The 14539-nt window shown below is 56.7% G+C and carries 15 protein-coding genes and 1 other annotated feature; of the genes, 12 read left to right on the forward strand and 3 right to left on the reverse strand.

The window, feature by feature from the left end:
• The first annotated feature begins 3 nt into the window (after nucleotides 1-3).
• Both WG891_RS20480 and rimO read left to right on the forward strand, forming a co-directional pair.
• Complete coding sequence (locus WG891_RS20480) at nucleotides 4-984, forward strand: magnesium and cobalt transport protein CorA (RefSeq protein ID WP_337264320.1); 981 nt, start codon at nucleotides 4-6, stop codon at nucleotides 982-984.
• A gap of 111 nt (nucleotides 985-1095) precedes the next feature.
• Nucleotides 1096-2427 carry a 30S ribosomal protein S12 methylthiotransferase RimO gene (gene rimO, locus WG891_RS20485; RefSeq protein ID WP_337264319.1) on the forward strand — a complete coding sequence of 444 codons (1332 nt, stop codon included), beginning with the start codon at nucleotides 1096-1098 and terminating at the stop codon, nucleotides 2425-2427.
• 45 nt (nucleotides 2428-2472) lie between these two features.
• Here the strand turns inward: rimO and WG891_RS20490 are convergent, their stop codons facing one another.
• Both WG891_RS20490 and speB read right to left on the reverse strand, forming a co-directional pair.
• Nucleotides 2473-3849 carry a sodium:solute symporter gene (locus WG891_RS20490; RefSeq protein ID WP_337264318.1) on the reverse strand — a complete coding sequence of 459 codons (1377 nt, stop codon included), beginning with the start codon at nucleotides 3847-3849 and terminating at the stop codon, nucleotides 2473-2475.
• Nucleotides 3850-3881: 32 nt separating this feature from the next.
• Nucleotides 3882-4823: an agmatinase gene (gene speB, locus WG891_RS20495; protein WP_337264317.1), complete on the reverse strand. Its 942-nt coding sequence runs from the start codon at nucleotides 4821-4823 to the stop codon at nucleotides 3882-3884.
• A 252-nt stretch (nucleotides 4824-5075) separates the two neighbouring features.
• On the opposite strand from speB, the gene WG891_RS20500 reads away from it, so the two are divergent.
• Nucleotides 5076-5984 carry a LysR family transcriptional regulator gene (locus WG891_RS20500; protein WP_337264316.1) on the forward strand — a complete coding sequence of 303 codons (909 nt, stop codon included), beginning with the start codon at nucleotides 5076-5078 and terminating at the stop codon, nucleotides 5982-5984.
• A gap of 9 nt (nucleotides 5985-5993) precedes the next feature.
• Here the strand turns inward: WG891_RS20500 and WG891_RS20505 are convergent, their stop codons facing one another.
• Entirely contained in the window at nucleotides 5994-6818 is an 825-nt protein-coding gene (locus WG891_RS20505) for an SDR family oxidoreductase (protein WP_337264315.1), read from the reverse strand.
• Nucleotides 6819-7048: 230 nt separating this feature from the next.
• Here WG891_RS20505 and hisL point away from each other — a divergent pair, with 230 nt between their 5' ends.
• The 9 genes from hisL (at nucleotide 7049) to hisIE (ending at nucleotide 14323) form a co-directional block, all read left to right on the forward strand.
• Nucleotides 7049-7096, forward strand: coding sequence for a his operon leader peptide (gene hisL, locus WG891_RS20510; RefSeq protein WP_187495778.1), 48 nt, complete (start codon nucleotides 7049-7051; stop codon nucleotides 7094-7096).
• Nucleotides 7072-7206: a sequence feature (His leader region), on the forward strand. (Overlaps the previous gene by 25 nt.)
• A 69-nt stretch (nucleotides 7207-7275) precedes the next feature.
• Nucleotides 7276-8175: an ATP phosphoribosyltransferase gene (gene hisG, locus WG891_RS20515; RefSeq protein WP_337264314.1), complete on the forward strand. Its 900-nt coding sequence runs from the start codon at nucleotides 7276-7278 to the stop codon at nucleotides 8173-8175.
• Nucleotides 8176-8179: 4 nt separating this feature from the next.
• Nucleotides 8180-9487 carry a histidinol dehydrogenase gene (gene hisD / locus WG891_RS20520; protein ID WP_337264313.1) on the forward strand — a complete coding sequence of 436 codons (1308 nt, stop codon included), beginning with the start codon at nucleotides 8180-8182 and terminating at the stop codon, nucleotides 9485-9487.
• Nucleotides 9484-10560 (forward strand): histidinol-phosphate transaminase, encoded by a 1077-nt coding sequence (hisC, locus tag WG891_RS20525; protein WP_076942333.1) that lies wholly within the window; start codon nucleotides 9484-9486, stop codon nucleotides 10558-10560. Before hisD ends, hisC begins: the two co-directional genes overlap by 4 nt.
• Nucleotides 10557-11624 (forward strand): bifunctional histidinol-phosphatase/imidazoleglycerol-phosphate dehydratase HisB, encoded by a 1068-nt coding sequence (gene hisB, locus WG891_RS20530; protein WP_337264312.1) that lies wholly within the window; start codon nucleotides 10557-10559, stop codon nucleotides 11622-11624. Before hisC ends, hisB begins: the two co-directional genes overlap by 4 nt.
• On the forward strand, nucleotides 11624-12214 hold the full coding sequence (hisH, locus tag WG891_RS20535) for an imidazole glycerol phosphate synthase subunit HisH (RefSeq protein WP_337264311.1): 591 nt from the start codon (nucleotides 11624-11626) through the stop codon (nucleotides 12212-12214). The genes hisB and hisH overlap by 1 nt, the downstream gene beginning before the upstream one ends.
• Nucleotides 12215-12219: 5 nt before the next feature.
• Nucleotides 12220-12957, forward strand: a complete 738-nt coding sequence (gene hisA, locus WG891_RS20540; RefSeq protein WP_337264310.1) for a 1-(5-phosphoribosyl)-5-[(5-phosphoribosylamino)methylideneamino]imidazole-4-carboxamide isomerase — start codon at nucleotides 12220-12222, stop codon at nucleotides 12955-12957.
• Entirely contained in the window at nucleotides 12939-13715 is a 777-nt protein-coding gene (gene hisF, locus WG891_RS20545; protein ID WP_337264309.1) for an imidazole glycerol phosphate synthase subunit HisF, read from the forward strand. Before hisA ends, hisF begins: the two co-directional genes overlap by 19 nt.
• On the forward strand, nucleotides 13709-14323 hold the full coding sequence (gene hisIE / locus WG891_RS20550; protein ID WP_337264308.1) for a bifunctional phosphoribosyl-AMP cyclohydrolase/phosphoribosyl-ATP diphosphatase HisIE: 615 nt from the start codon (nucleotides 13709-13711) through the stop codon (nucleotides 14321-14323). Before hisF ends, hisIE begins: the two co-directional genes overlap by 7 nt.
• The last annotated feature ends 216 nt before the right edge of the window (nucleotides 14324-14539 follow it).

The following is a 14539-nucleotide window of genomic DNA, read 5'->3' on the forward strand; positions in this document are numbered from 1 at the left end:
CAGATGGAAAGCCAAACCATGGTGGTAAACTGCATCGCCTACAAAGCGGGTAAACGGCTGGGCGATATCACTATCGACGATATCAGCGAAGTGGTTAAAGCGCCGGATACCTTCGTCTGGCTGGGATTATGGCAACCCGAAGACGCTTTTATGCGCAAGATCCAGGAGGAGTTCGGCCTGCACGATCTGGCAATTGAAGATGCGCTTTGTGCCCACCAGCGGCCAAAGATCGAAACCTATGGCGACTCCCTGTTCATCGTGGTGAAAACTGTTCAATGGGAACTGGGCGAAGTGGAATATGGTGAAACGCACTTCTTCGTCGGTAAAAACTTTCTGATCAGCGTGCGCCACGGCGCCTCTTCCAGTTATGCACCGATCCGCACCAAAGCCGAAGAAAACCCGAAGCAACTGTGCCATGGGCCAGGGTTTGCCCTGTATTCGGTGCTGGATTTCATCGTCGACAATTACCGCCATATCGTCGGCAAGTTTGAAGCGATGATCGAAGACATTGAATCTAGCATGTTCAAGTCGGAGTTTGATGAAACCGCGATCGAAAACGTCTACAGCCTGCGCCGCCATCTGCTCGGCCTGCGCAACGCTGCGTTGCCGATGGATGAGATCTGCAATCAGTTGATTCACCTGCATGAAGACGTGATCCCCAAAGAGCTGCGCGCCTATGTGCGTGACGTACAGGATCACGCCCGGCAGGTTGCCAGCACTCTGGACGACATGCGTGAGATGCTGACTAACGCCATGCACGTAAATCTGGCGCTGGTGACCGTTAAGCAAAACGAAGTGGTTAAGCGGCTGGCCGGTTGGGGGGCGATCCTGGCGATCCCAACGGTGATTTTCAGCCTGTATGGGATGAACTTTGCCGATATGCCCGAACTGAAATTCCCCTGGGCCTACCATGCCACGCTGGGCGTGACCGTCGTCGGCTGCGTTTTCCTGTATCGGAAACTTAAACGCTCCGGCTGGCTGTAACTTCTGAGCCAAATTTTGCCGGGCTGTTTTTTATTTATGCCCTTGCACATAACGGTGTAATTTCACGTTGCTCATGTGTAAAATCCGCTCGTTTCTTTTTTGGATTGAGCTATGTCACAGACTATGACCCCAAAAGCCCCCCGTGTCGGCTTTGTTTCACTAGGTTGCCCGAAAAACCTGGTTGATTCTGAACGGATCCTGACTGAACTGCGTAATGAAGGCTATCAGGTAGTACCCCGTTATGACGACGCCGAACTGGTGATCGTCAACACCTGCGGCTTTATTGACAGTGCCGTACAAGAATCGCTAGAGGCGATCGGCGAAGCATTAAACGAAAACGGTAAGGTGATTGTGACCGGCTGTCTAGGTGCAAAAGAAAACCAGATCCGTGAAGTGCATCCGAAGGTGCTGGAAATCACCGGGCCGCACAGCTATGAGCAGGTGCTATCCCACGTTCACCAATATGTGCCAAAGCCAGAACATAACCCGTTTACCAGCCTGATCCCGGCGCAGGGCGTGAAACTGACGCCGAAGCACTACGCCTATCTGAAGATCTCTGAAGGCTGTAACCACCGCTGCACTTTCTGCATCATCCCCTCGATGCGTGGCGATCTCGACAGCCGCCCGATCGGTTCCGTGCTGGATGAGGCCAAACGCCTGGTGAAGTCCGGGGTAAAAGAACTGCTGGTGATTTCGCAGGATACCTCGGCCTACGGCGTTGATGTGAAACACCGTACCGGCTTCTGGAATGGCCAGCCGGTGAAAACCAGCATGGTTAGCCTGTGTGAGCAACTCTCAAGCCTGGGTGCCTGGGTGCGTTTGCACTATGTTTACCCTTACCCGCACGTGGATGACGTTATTCCACTGATGGCGGAAGGCAAAATCCTGCCGTATCTGGATATTCCGCTGCAACACGCCAGCCCGAAAATCCTCAAGCTGATGAAGCGCCCTGGCGCGGTAGAACGCACGTTGGAGCGCATCAAGCGCTGGCGTGAAATCTGCCCGGATCTGACGCTGCGCTCCACCTTCATCGTGGGTTTCCCAGGTGAAACCGAAGAAGATTTCCAGATGCTGCTCAGCTTCCTGCAAGAAGCCAAGCTGGATCGCGTCGGCTGTTTCAAATACAGCCCGGTGGAAGGCGCGGCGGCCAACGAATTGGCCGATCAGGTGCCGGAAGAGGTGAAAGAAGAACGTTATCACCGCTTTATGCAACTGCAGCAACAGATCTCGGCCCAGCGTCTGCAGGACAAAATTGGCCGCGAACTGCTGGTGCTGATCGACGAAGTTGACGAAGAAGGCGCGATTGGCCGTAGCATGGCCGATGCACCGGAGATCGACGGTGCGGTCTACCTGAACGGTGAAACCGGGGTAAAAGTGGGCGAGATCGTCAAAGTGAAGATCGAAAACGCCGACGAATATGACCTCTGGGGCTCACGAGTATAATCAGGCAGGTTACGGGATGGCGTCATGCTTTCCCGTAACCGCTATTCAGGCGGTTGCGACCACCCGTTGTTCCGGCGTGAGTAGACTGCCGACAATAAAAGCCACGAATCCCACCAGTAAACCGCTGTAGATCGGGCTGTTAGCCTGAATGCCGTGATAAAACATAAAGCCCAACACGCACAGGCTGCCCATCACCATGCTGGCTATCGCACCGGTGCTGGTGGCGCGTTTCCAGAAAATCGCCCCCACCAGCGGGATCAGCATTCCGCCCACCAGCAGATTGTAAGCCAGCGTCAAAGCAGACAGCACATCCTGCACCAGAAATGCCAACCCCAGCATCACTGCCCCCATCACCAACGTGGTCAAACGCCCGGCTGCCAAGCCCCCTGATGGCTGCCGACGAATGGCGGGCAACACATCTTCCAGCGCAATGGTTGAAGAGGCTAGCAGACAGGCGCTGGCCGTTGACATCAGCGCCGCCAGTGCCGCGGCGGCCACTAATCCGCTGACGCCTGCGGGCAATACCGCCTGAGCGATGGCGGCAAACGCCCCATCGCTGCTTTCCAACTGCGGCAGCACGAGCTTCCCTGCCATGCCGATCATCGCGCCGGTAACGCCATACAGCACACAGTAAATCCCCGCGCCCAAACCGGCGTAACGGGCAACCGGCACGCTGCGGGCGGTGAATACCCGCTGCCAGATATCCTGCCCGATCAGGATGCCAAAGAAGTAAATCAGGAAGAACAGGATGATGGTGTCGAAGCCAATAGAAGAAAGTTGGTAATAACTCGCGGGTAGCTGATGGGCAAAGACCGCCCAGCCGCCCGCTTTGACGATGCTCATCGGCATCAGCACCAACATCATCCCGACCGTCATAATGATAAATTGGATAATGTCCGTCAGCGTTAACGACCACATGCCGCCCAGCGTTGAATAGAGCACCACCATCCCACCGCCGATCAGTATTGAAGTGGCAAAAGGCAACTCAAACATCACCTGCATTACGCTGCCGATGGCAATAATCGAGGTTACCGCCACCATCAAATCGTAAGCCAGCATGATGATACCACTGGTGACTCTGGCCGCCGGATGATAGCGCTGCGCCAGCACCTGGCTCACGGTATAGAGCTTCAGCTTGAGCAAAGGTTTGGCCAACAGGGTACTCAGCACCACAATGCCCATTCCCAGCGCGAAACAGAGCCACAGGCCAGATATGCCATAGGTGTAACCTAATTTCACGCTGCCAATCGTCGAAGCCCCGCCGAGCACCACCGCCGACAGCGTGCCTAAATACAGCCCCGGCCCCAGATTGCGGCCAGCGACCAGGTAATTTTCTTTGGTCGTGGCCTTACGGACGCCAAACCAGCCAACCGCACCAATGACCAGAAAATAGAGCACCACCACAAACAGATCGAGTTGCATAAATACCCCCTATCATATTGTTATTCATTGGGTTATTGAGAACGCTTAGTCGGTAGCACGCACAGCATTTCAAACAGCAGATTGGCCGCCAGCAAGGCGGTATTCCCTGAACCGTCGTAAGCCGGGGAAACCTCCACCAGATCCGCACCCACCAGGTTTAGCCCCTGGCATCCCCTGACAATCTCCAACCCTTGCCAGACCGATAATCCCCCCACCTCTGGAGTACCGGTTCCTGGGGCAAAGGCCGGATCCAGCCCATCGATGTCAAAACTGAGATAAACCGCCCCCTGCCCCATTTGCTCGCGCACTTCGGCCATCAACGGAGCAAGCGAGCGATACCAGCAGGCCTCCGCTGGCACCACGCGGAACCCCTGCTGCCTTGACCAGTCAAAATCCTGTGCGGCATAGCCACTGCCACGCAGGCCAATCTGCACCACCCGCTGCGGGGCCAACAGGCCTTCTTCATGAGCCCGGCGAAAGGTAGTGCCGTGCGCCAGTTTTTCGCCAAACATCTCGTCATTGGTGTCGGAGTGCGCATCGATATGAATCAGCCCGACCGGGCCATGCTGGCGTGCTATCGCGCGCAGAATAGGCAACGTCAAGGTATGATCGCCGCCGAGCGTGAGAGGAATGCAGCCGTGGTGCAGGATCTGGTCATACGCCAGTTCAATGCGGCGCACGCTGTCTGCCAGGTTATAAGGATTGGTGGCGATATCGCCCAGATCGGCAACCTGCAGTTGCTCAAACGGTGCCGCCCCGGTCCCCATATTGTAAGGACGGAGCATCACCGACTCCTGGCGGATTTGCCGCGGCCCAAAACGCGTGCCGCTGCGATTGGAGGTTCCGATATCCAGAGGAACCCCCACGAAGACGGCATCCAACCCTTGCGCGCTATCGGCAGCAGGCAAACGCATCATGGTCGGCAGACCAGCAAAACGCGGCATTTGATTACCGCTTTGAGGTTGATTGAGCATAGGTTTTCCTTGTCAGGTAATGACCAGATAAATAACATTTTCATAACAATCACAGCCTATGCCCTAACCGCACCAGGTTACTATTCCCGGTTTTTAATGTAAGCATTGAAAAAGCCAATGTGTCATAACACCTTGACCCGTTGATTTTTATTTCATTCGCAGACATAAAGGAGGAAGAAAGCGCCTGTCACTCACGCGCGCATTAAAAATGTTGCCGCAACGTTAAATTGCGATAATTCAGGGAGAGCGAAGATGATCACCAATCTCAGCGATGTCGATCTCAAACTGCTACGAGTCTTCGTGGCCGTTGCGGAGGCTCGAGGGGTTAGCGCAGCGCAAGATGCCCTGACGATGAATCAATCCACCATCAGCACGCATCTCAGTACGCTGGAAACGCGCTTGGGGTTCAGGCTGTGCCAGCGCGGCCGCTCTGGCTTTCAGTTGACGCCCAAAGGGGAAAGAATGCTAAGCGCCTGCCGCACGCTGTTTAATGCAACACGCGACTTTACGCGGGTCAGCCAGTCGCTCAATGGCATGCTAAGCGGCGATCTGTTAATCGGCCTGGTGGATAACCTGGTCTCCCTGCCGGGGCTGCCTTTCAGCCAGGCCATCAGGCAGTTCCGCCGCCGCCGTCAGGACGTGCAGTTTCAATGCCGCATCTGTTCCCCCGCAGAGATCGAGCAAGGATTATTGAACCAGCAATTGGATCTGGGGATTGGCTATTTCGGCCAACAGTTGAATGAATTGGTCTATCACCCCTGGTGTCAGGAGTCGCAGGCGATTTACTGCGGCAGCGAGCACCCGCTGTTTAACCTGGATGCCCCCAACCACGCACAAATCGAAAATGCTCGCTGGGTAAAACGCGGTTACCTACTGGCACAGCAGCTGTGCCCTATCGCACCGCTGAATTTTGGTGCCATGGCTTATCACATGGAAAGCGTGGCGCATCTGATCCTCAGTGGGGAATATCTGGGATACCTGCCTACCCACTTTGCCAGCCGTTGGGTTGAACAGGGGTTAATGAAGCAGTTAGGGGGGCAATCACTCACCTATCAGGCGCAACTAAGCCTGGTTGTCCGCCCCGGTGAGCCGAAGAGATCGCTGGCGGCGCTGTTAGCGGATCTGGCCGACAGCGTGCCGCATTGCAGCACGCTGCGCTGAAAAGTCGATTTAGCCGATCGGCATGCGCACCGGATCTGGGTATTGATATTCAAACCCCAGTTCCTTGCAGATCCGGCTGCCGTCCACCAGTCGCCCTTCCTGTTCCGGTTCTTCGGCAAACTGCGGCGGAGGCAGATGCAACTGCGCTGCCAGTGCCGGATAGAACTCACGTTTGATTGGATGCCCAGGTGCACAAAGATTGTAAACATGCCCCCCTTTAGGCAATTTCAGCAACAGTTGGATGGCAGCAATCACATCATCCTGATGCACCAGATTCACCCCTTGCGAACCGCCTTTAACATCAACCTTGCCCGCCAGGAAACGGCCCGGGTGCCGATCGGTGCCCACCAGGCCCGCCAGGCGTAAAATATCGACTGAGGTATTCGGCAACTCATGCAGCCAGCGCTCCAGTTCTGCCAGCACCCGCCCAGAAGGGGTTACCGGTTTGAGCGGTGAATCTTCACGCACCGTGCCGGTGGTATCGCCGTACACCGAGGTCGAGCTGGTAAAGATAATATGCGGCACTCCAAACGCCATGGCGCTGTCAACCAGCATGCGCACGGCATTAAAGTAGCCTTCGCTGCCCTCTATGGTGCGCCTGGCGGGCAGCGTGATTACCAATGCGTCGGCGTAAAGCAGTTGCTCCAGATCCTGAGCTTCGCAAATCAGTTCAGGTGCCAGTTCGAGCTGGTAACATTCAATACCGCTCATGCGCGCGGCTTCGACACCATCCGGCGTGGTTTTACTGCCCACCACCTCAAATCCGCGGCTCATTAACGATAAAGCCAGCGGCATGCCTAACCAACCCAGGCCAATAATGGCGACTTTTTTCATTAACACCCTCTCCTGAAGATAACAACGCTTGGTGAATAAGGCTACGCCACTCAACATAGGGATACAATCAACTCAAGTAAAGGTTAGGTAAAGCTGTAGCGAGCGAATAATTCAGCCTGTTTCAATGAATTAAATTTATGATGATAAAAAACAGTTGCGCGGGACCGTACTGATAGTTTAGGTTAATCAGCAACTCAGCACTGACTGATTTACTTTAAAAGAGAAAACACATGATTCGCGTTCAGTTCAACCACCATCATCACCATCACCCAGACTAGTCTTTCGGGCGATGTGTGCTGGAAGACGGTTTAAAATCTTCCAGTGGCGCGTAGAACCAAACAAACGCAAGAGAAAGCCCTCGGAAGATACCTTCCGAGGGTTTTTTTTTGGCTCCGGACAGACAGAAAAATAGTTTTTACAATAAATTCATAAAATTACAGATTAAACAGAGGTTACCATGTTGGATAAAACACGTTTACGGATAGCAATGCAGAAATCAGGCCGCCTGAGTGAAGATTCTCAGGAACTGCTGGCCCGCTGCGGTATCAAGATCAACCTGCAGCAGCAACGCCTGATTGCCTTCGCCGAGAATATGCCGATTGATATCCTGCGCGTGCGTGATGACGACATTCCAGGGCTGGTGATGGATGGCGTGGTGGATCTGGGCATTATCGGTGAAAACGTGCTGGAAGAAGAGCTGCTCAACCGCCGCGCACAAGGCGAAGACCCACGTTACTTCACCCTGCGCCGCCTGGACTTCGGTGCTTGTCGCCTGTCGCTGGCCACCGCGCTGGACAGCGAATATACCGGCCCGCAAAGCCTGCAAGACTCCCGCATTGCCACCTCTTACCCCCACCTGCTGAAGCAATACCTCGACAAACAAGGCGTTCGTTTTAAATCCTGCCTGCTGAACGGTTCGGTGGAAGTGGCCCCGCGCGCGGGCTTGGCGGACGCCATCTGCGATCTGGTGTCCACCGGTGCGACGCTCGAAGCCAACGGCCTGCGTGAAGTCGAAGTAATCTATCGCTCCAAAGCCTGCCTGATCCAGCGCGACGGCGAAATGCCTGCGGCTAAACAGCAGTTAATCGACCGCCTGATGACCCGTATTCAGGGCGTGATCCAAGCGCGCGAATCCAAATACATCATGCTGCACGCACCGAGCGATCGCCTGGATGAGATCATCGCCCTTCTGCCGGGTGCCGAACGCCCCACCATTCTGCCGTTGGCCGGTGCACAAAACCGCGTCGCGATGCACATGGTGAGCAGCGAAACCCTGTTCTGGGAAACCATGGAAAAACTGAAAACTCTGGGTGCCAGCTCCATTCTGGTGCTGCCAATTGAGAAGATGATGGAGTAACGCCATGTCGAACTTCAATACCGTCGTCAGTTGGGCTGCCTGCAACGCGCAACAGCGTGCAGAGCTGCTGATGCGCCCGGCGATCTCCGCTTCGGACAGCATCACCCGCACGGTGCGCGAGATCCTCGATAACGTGAAGGCCAACGGTGACAGCGCGCTGCGTGAATACAGCGCCAAGTTTGATAAAACCGAAGTGGGTGCGCTGCGCGTCACTGCGGAGCAGATCGAACAGGCCTGTGCCCGTTTGGGTGACGAAATCAAGCAGGCGATGGCGATCGCCGTCGCCAATGTGGAAACCTTCCACAATGCGCAAAAACTGCCGGCGGTGGATGTCGAAACCCAGCCCGGCGTGCGCTGCCAGCAGGTGACCCGCCCGATCGACTCGGTGGGGCTGTACATCCCTGGCGGTTCAGCACCGCTGTTTTCTACCGTATTGATGCTGGCTACTCCGGCGCGCATTGCCGGTTGCCGCCGCGTGGTGCTGTGCTCACCGCCGCCGATTGCCGACGAGATCCTCTATGCCGCCAAGCTGTGTGGCGTGCAGGAAGTGTTTCAGGTCGGCGGCGCGCAGGCGATTGCTGCGATGGCGTTCGGCACCGATTCCGTACCGCGCGTGGCAAAAATCTTCGGGCCGGGCAACGCCTTTGTCACCGAAGCTAAACGCCAGATCAGCCAGCGCTTGGACGGTGCGGCAATTGATATGCCCGCAGGCCCTTCCGAAGTACTGGTGATCGCCGACAGCGGCGCGACCCCGGCGTTTGTCGCCTCCGATCTGCTGTCGCAAGCCGAGCACGGGCCGGATTCGCAGGTGATCCTGCTGACGCCGGATGCCGCCATGGCGCAAGCGGTAGCAACAGCGGTTGAGCAGCAGTTGGCAACATTACCACGTGCAGAAACCGCTCGCCAGGCGCTGGCCAGCAGCCGGTTGATCGTTGCGCAGGATTTGGCCGAATGTATCGCTATCAGTAATCAATACGGCCCAGAACATTTGATTATTCAAACCCGTAACGCACGCGAGCTGGTTGACAGCATTACCAGCGCCGGTTCGGTGTTCCTTGGTGACTGGTCGCCAGAATCGGCCGGGGATTACGCTTCAGGCACCAACCACGTGCTGCCAACTTACGGCTATACCGCCACCTGCTCCAGCCTGGGGCTGGCGGATTTCCAGAAGCGCATGACGGTGCAGGAACTGACGCCGCAGGGCTTTATGAATCTGGCTGCTACCATCGAAACGCTGGCGGCGGCCGAGCAACTGATCGCCCACAAGAACGCCGTGACCTTACGCGTCGCCGCCTTGAAGGAGCAAGCATGAGCATTGAACAATTAGCACGTAAAAACGTGCGCGAGCTAACGCCCTACCAGTCGGCACGCCGTTTGGGTGGCAAAGGTGACGTATGGCTGAATGCTAACGAATACCCGGTCGCGCCAGAGTTTCAGCTAACCGCGCAAACCTTTAACCGCTACCCGGAATGCCAACCGGCGCTGGTGATCGAGCGCTATGCCGCTTACGCCGGGGTGAATCAGGATCAGGTGCTGGTCAGCCGTGGCGCCGATGAAGGCATCGAACTGCTGATCCGCGCCTTCTGTGAACCGGGCAAAGACGCCATTCTGTTCTGCCCGCCAACCTATGGCATGTACGCCGTCAGCGCCGAAACCTTTGGGGTTGAGCGCCGTACCGTGGCCGCCAAAGCCGACTGGCAGCTCGATCTGCCCGCCATCGCTGCCAGCCTGGACAACGTCAAGCTGATCTACGCCTGCAGCCCAAACAACCCGACCGGTAATCTGCTGGACCCGAACGACCTGCGTGCACTGCTGGAGATGGCAGCTGGCAAGGCGATCGTCGCGGTGGACGAAGCTTATATCGAATTCTGCCCGCAGGCTTCTGTTGCAGGCTGGCTGAGCGACTACCCTAACCTGGTGATTCTGCGCACGCTGTCGAAAGCCTTCGCACTGGCTGGCCTGCGCTGCGGTTTTACCCTGGCTAATGCCGAGGTCATCGCCCTGTTGCTGAAAGTGATCGCCCCCTACCCGCTCTCTACTCCGGTAGCCGATATCGCAGCTCAGGCGCTGAGTGCCGAAGGGCTCAGCCAGATGCGCCAGCGGGTGGCGGAAATCAGCGCCAACCGCAGTTGGCTGCAGCAGGCACTGCAAGACTGCCCCTGCGTTGAGCAGGTGTTTACCAGCGAAAGCAACTACCTGCTGGTGCGCTGCAATGCTGCCAGTAATGTGTTTAAAACGCTGTGGGATCAGGGCATTATCTTGCGCGATCAGCATAAACAGCCTGGTCTTGCCGGCTGCGTGCGCATTACCATCGGCACGCGTGAAGAATGCCAACGCGTCGTTGACGCACTCAAACCCCTGCTTGGCACAAAGGAGCCAATGTGAGCCAGAAATTCCTCTTTATTGACCGCGACGGCACGCTGATTGCTGAGCCACCTGAAGATTTCCAGGTTGACCGTTTAGATAAACTGGCGCTGGAGCCGGACGTAATCCCTTCCCTGCTGGCGTTGCAGCAGGCGGGTTATACCCTGGTGATGATCACTAATCAGGACGGCCTCGGCACCGCCAGCTTCCCGCAGGAAACCTTCGATCCGCCGCACAACCTGATGATGCAGATCCTCAGTTCACAGGGGGTGAAATTCGACGATATCCTGATCTGCCCGCACAAGCCGGAAGATAACTGCGAATGCCGCAAGCCAAAAATCGCCATGGTGAAAGGCTATCTGCAGCCAGGCGTGATGAACGCCGCCAACAGTTACGTGATTGGCGATCGCCGGACCGATATCCAGTTGGCCAACAATATGGGCATTCAGGGGCTGCTGTACCAGCGTGAAACCCTGGGCTGGAAAGCCATTACCCAGCAGTTAACCCAGCGCGATCGCCACGCTCACGTTAACCGCGTGACCAAAGAGACGCAGATTGACGTAAACGTCTGGCTGGATCGTGAAGGTGGCAGCAAGATTAAGACCGGCGTCGGCTTCTTCGACCATATGCTGGATCAGATCGCCACCCACGGCGGTTTCCGCATGGATATTCAGGTGAATGGCGATCTGTACATCGACGATCACCATACGGTGGAAGACACCGCGCTGGCGCTGGGTGAAGCGCTGAACAAGGCGCTGGGCGACAAACGCGGTATTGCACGCTTTGGCTTTGTGCTGCCGATGGATGAGTGCCTGGCGCGCTGCGCGATGGATCTCTCTGGCCGCCCGCATCTGGAATACCGTGCAGAGTTTAACTACCAGCGCGTGGGCGATCTCAGCACCGAGATGGTCGAGCACTTCTTCCGTTCGCTGTCTTACACCATGGCCTGCACCCTGCACCTGAAAACCAAGGGCAAAAACGATCATCACCGCGTCGAAAGCCTGTTTAAAGTGTTTGGCCGCACGCTGCGCCAGGCGATCCGCGTTGAGGGTAACACCCTCCCGAGTTCGAAAGGGGTGCTGTGATGAACGTGGTGATCCTGGACACCGGTTGCGCCAACCTCTCTTCGGTAAACTACGCGGTGCAGCGGCTGGGTTATCAGCCCAAAGTGAGCCGTAACCCGGAGATTGTGCTGCGCGCCGACAAGCTGTTTCTGCCCGGTGTGGGTACCGCGCAGGCAGCCATGAAACAGTTGGTAGAGCGTGAACTGATCGAGTTGATCAAAGCCTGCACCCAGCCGGTGCTGGGCATCTGCCTCGGTATGCAATTATTGGCAGAAAGCAGCGAAGAGAGCGGCGGCATCAAAACCCTGGGCATTATCGACACCCCGGTGAAGCAGATGAGCGATCTCGGCCTGCCGTTGCCACACATGGGTTGGAATCAGGTGACATCTCAGGCAGGTAACCACCTGTTCCGCGGCATCGAGGACGGTGCTTACTTCTACTTTGTTCACAGTTATGCGATGCCGATATGCTCAAGCACCATCGCTCAGGCGAACTACGGCGAGCCATTCACCGCCGCCGTACAAAAAGACAACTTCTTTGGCGTGCAGTTTCATCCCGAGCGATCTGGCGCGGCCGGAGCGCAACTGCTGAAAAACTTTCTGGAGATGTAGGCAACATGATTATTCCCGCTTTGGATTTGATCGATGGCAACGTGGTGCGCCTGCATCAGGGGGATTACGGCCAGCAGCGCGACTATGGCAACGACCCGTTGCTGCGCCTGCAGGATTACCAGCGCCAGGGCGCACAGGTGTTGCATCTGGTGGACCTGACCGGGGCTAAAGACCCGGCAGCGCGCCAGATCCCGCTGCTGCGCAAGCTGCTGGCTGGCGTCAGCGTGCCGGTGCAGGTTGGCGGCGGCATTCGTAATGAACAGGACGTTGCCGCGTTGCTGGAAGCCGGTGCCACCCGCGTGGTGATTGGTTCCACCGCCGTGAAACAGCCGGAGATGGTGCAGGGCTGGTTCGAGCGTTACGGTGCCGATGCCATGGTGCTGGCGCTGGACGTGCGCATTGATGCCGCAGGCACCAAGCGCGTAGCCATCAGCGGCTGGCAAGAGAACTCGGACGCCACGCTGGAACAGGTGGTGGAACAGTATCTGCCGTTCGGCCTGAAGCACGTGCTGTGCACCGATATTTCGCGCGATGGCACATTGAAAGGTTCCAACGTGGCGCTGTACCAGGAAGTGTGCGAGCGCTATCCGCAGATCGCCTTCCAGGCTTCTGGCGGCATCGGCAACTTGGATGATATCGCTCAGTTACGCGGCAGCGGTGTCGAAGGGGTGATCGTCGGGCGCGCCCTGTTGGACGGTAAATTCAGCGTCGAGGAGGCAATCGCATGCTGGCAAAACGGATAATTCCCTGCCTGGACGTGAAAGATGGGCAAGTGGTGAAAGGCGTGCAGTTCCGCAATCACGAGATCATTGGCGACATCGTGCCGCTGGCAAGCCGCTATGCGCAAGAAGGCGCCGACGAACTGGTGTTTTATGATATCACCGCCTCCAGCGACGGGCGCGTGGTGGATAAAAGCTGGGTATCGCGGGTGGCGGAAGTGATCGACATTCCTTTCTGCGTGGCCGGTGGCATCAAAAGCATCGAAGACGCCAGCCAGATCCTGTCGTTTGGCGCGGACAAAATCTCCATCAACTCACCGGCACTGGCCGATCCAAGCCTGATCAGCCGCCTGGCGGATCGCTTTGGCGTGCAGTGCATCGTAGTCGGTATCGACACCTGGTATGAGGCCGAAACCGGCAAATATCACGTCAACCAATATACCGGCGACGAAAGCCGCACCCGGGTGACCGAGTGGCAAACCCTCGATTGGGTGCAAGAAGTGCAGAAACGCGGTGCCGGGGAGATCGTGCTTAACATGATGAACCAGGACGGCGTGCGCAACGGTTATGATTTGGAACAGCTGAGGAAAGTGCGTGACGTGTGCAAAGTGCCGCTGATTGCCTCTGGCGGTGCGGGCACCATGGAGCACTTCCTGGCAGCCTTCCGCGATGCGGACGTTGACGGTGCGTTGGCCGCTTCGGTATTCCATAAGCAAATCATTAATATCGGCGAACTGAAAAGGTTCCTGGCGGAACGTGGCGTGGAGATGCGTTTGTGTTAACAGAACAACAAAGAAATCAGTTGGATTGGGTAAAAACCGACAATCTGCTGCCGGCGATCGTCCAGCATGCCGTTTCTGGCGAAGTGTTGATGCTCGGCTATATGAACCAGGAAGCGCTGGCGGTGACCGAGCAGAGCGGCAAGGTGACGTTTTTCTCACGCACCAAACAGCGGCTGTGGACCAAAGGCGAAAGCTCCGGCCACTTCCTCAACGTGGTGAGCATTACGCCAGACTGCGATAACGACACTCTGCTGATCCTGGCGAACCCGATCGGCCCAACCTGCCATTTGGGCAACAATAGCTGCTTCCACCCGGCCAGCAGCGACTGGGGCTTCCTGTATCAGCTTGAGCAGTTGTTGGCCTCGCGCAAAACCGCCAGTCCAGAAAGCTCGTATACCGCCAAGCTGTACGCCAGCGGCACCAAGCGTATTGCGCAGAAAGTCGGTGAAGAAGGGGTAGAAACCGCTCTGGCCGCCACGGTGCACGATCGCGAAGAGCTGACCAACGAAGCCTCTGACCTGATCTATCACCTGCTGGTGTTGCTGCAGGATCAGGAGCTGGACTTAAGCAAGGTGATTGGCCGCCTGCGGGAACGGCATCAGAAGTAGTACCGGCTTAGCCACCATACCCCCTCACCCTAGCCCTCTCCTATAGGGCATAGGTATCTACACATCTGTGCACTGAACGGGTCCCCTCTCCCTTGGGAGAGGGGACCCGTTCAGTGCACATTTCACGCACCAAAGCCGCAGCCAGCCATGATACTCCGCCCGTAGGAGGCGACGGGGCTGTCTATTGGCAACTTGTTTAGATTTCTATGCCCATCA

It is taken from the genome of Serratia sp. MMO-28 (assembly GCF_037199905.1).
GTDB lineage: Bacteria > Pseudomonadota > Gammaproteobacteria > Enterobacterales > Enterobacteriaceae > Chania > Chania oryzae.

Excerpts from the sequence above, each read along its gene's own strand:
- rimO (WP_337264319.1), top strand. The coding sequence starts at position 1,096 with ATGTCACAGACTATGACCCCAAAAGCCCCCCGTGTCGGCTTTGTTTCA.
- hisG (WP_337264314.1), top strand. The coding sequence starts at position 7,276 with ATGTTGGATAAAACACGTTTACGGATAGCAATGCAGAAATCAGGCCGC.
- hisH (WP_337264311.1), top strand. The coding sequence starts at position 11,624 with ATGAACGTGGTGATCCTGGACACCGGTTGCGCCAACCTCTCTTCGGTA.
- WG891_RS20480 (WP_337264320.1), top strand. The coding sequence starts at position 4 with ATGGAAAGCCAAACCATGGTGGTAAACTGCATCGCCTACAAAGCGGGT.
- hisD (WP_337264313.1), top strand. The coding sequence starts at position 8,180 with ATGTCGAACTTCAATACCGTCGTCAGTTGGGCTGCCTGCAACGCGCAA.
- hisF (WP_337264309.1), top strand. The coding sequence starts at position 12,939 with ATGCTGGCAAAACGGATAATTCCCTGCCTGGACGTGAAAGATGGGCAA.
- WG891_RS20500 (WP_337264316.1), top strand. The coding sequence starts at position 5,076 with ATGATCACCAATCTCAGCGATGTCGATCTCAAACTGCTACGAGTCTTC.
- speB (WP_337264317.1), bottom strand. The coding sequence starts at position 4,823 with ATGCTCAATCAACCTCAAAGCGGTAATCAAATGCCGCGTTTTGCTGGT.
- WG891_RS20490 (WP_337264318.1), bottom strand. The coding sequence starts at position 3,849 with ATGCAACTCGATCTGTTTGTGGTGGTGCTCTATTTTCTGGTCATTGGT.
- hisC (WP_076942333.1), top strand. The coding sequence starts at position 9,484 with ATGAGCATTGAACAATTAGCACGTAAAAACGTGCGCGAGCTAACGCCC.
- WG891_RS20505 (WP_337264315.1), bottom strand. The coding sequence starts at position 6,818 with ATGAAAAAAGTCGCCATTATTGGCCTGGGTTGGTTAGGCATGCCGCTG.
- hisA (WP_337264310.1), top strand. The coding sequence starts at position 12,220 with ATGATTATTCCCGCTTTGGATTTGATCGATGGCAACGTGGTGCGCCTG.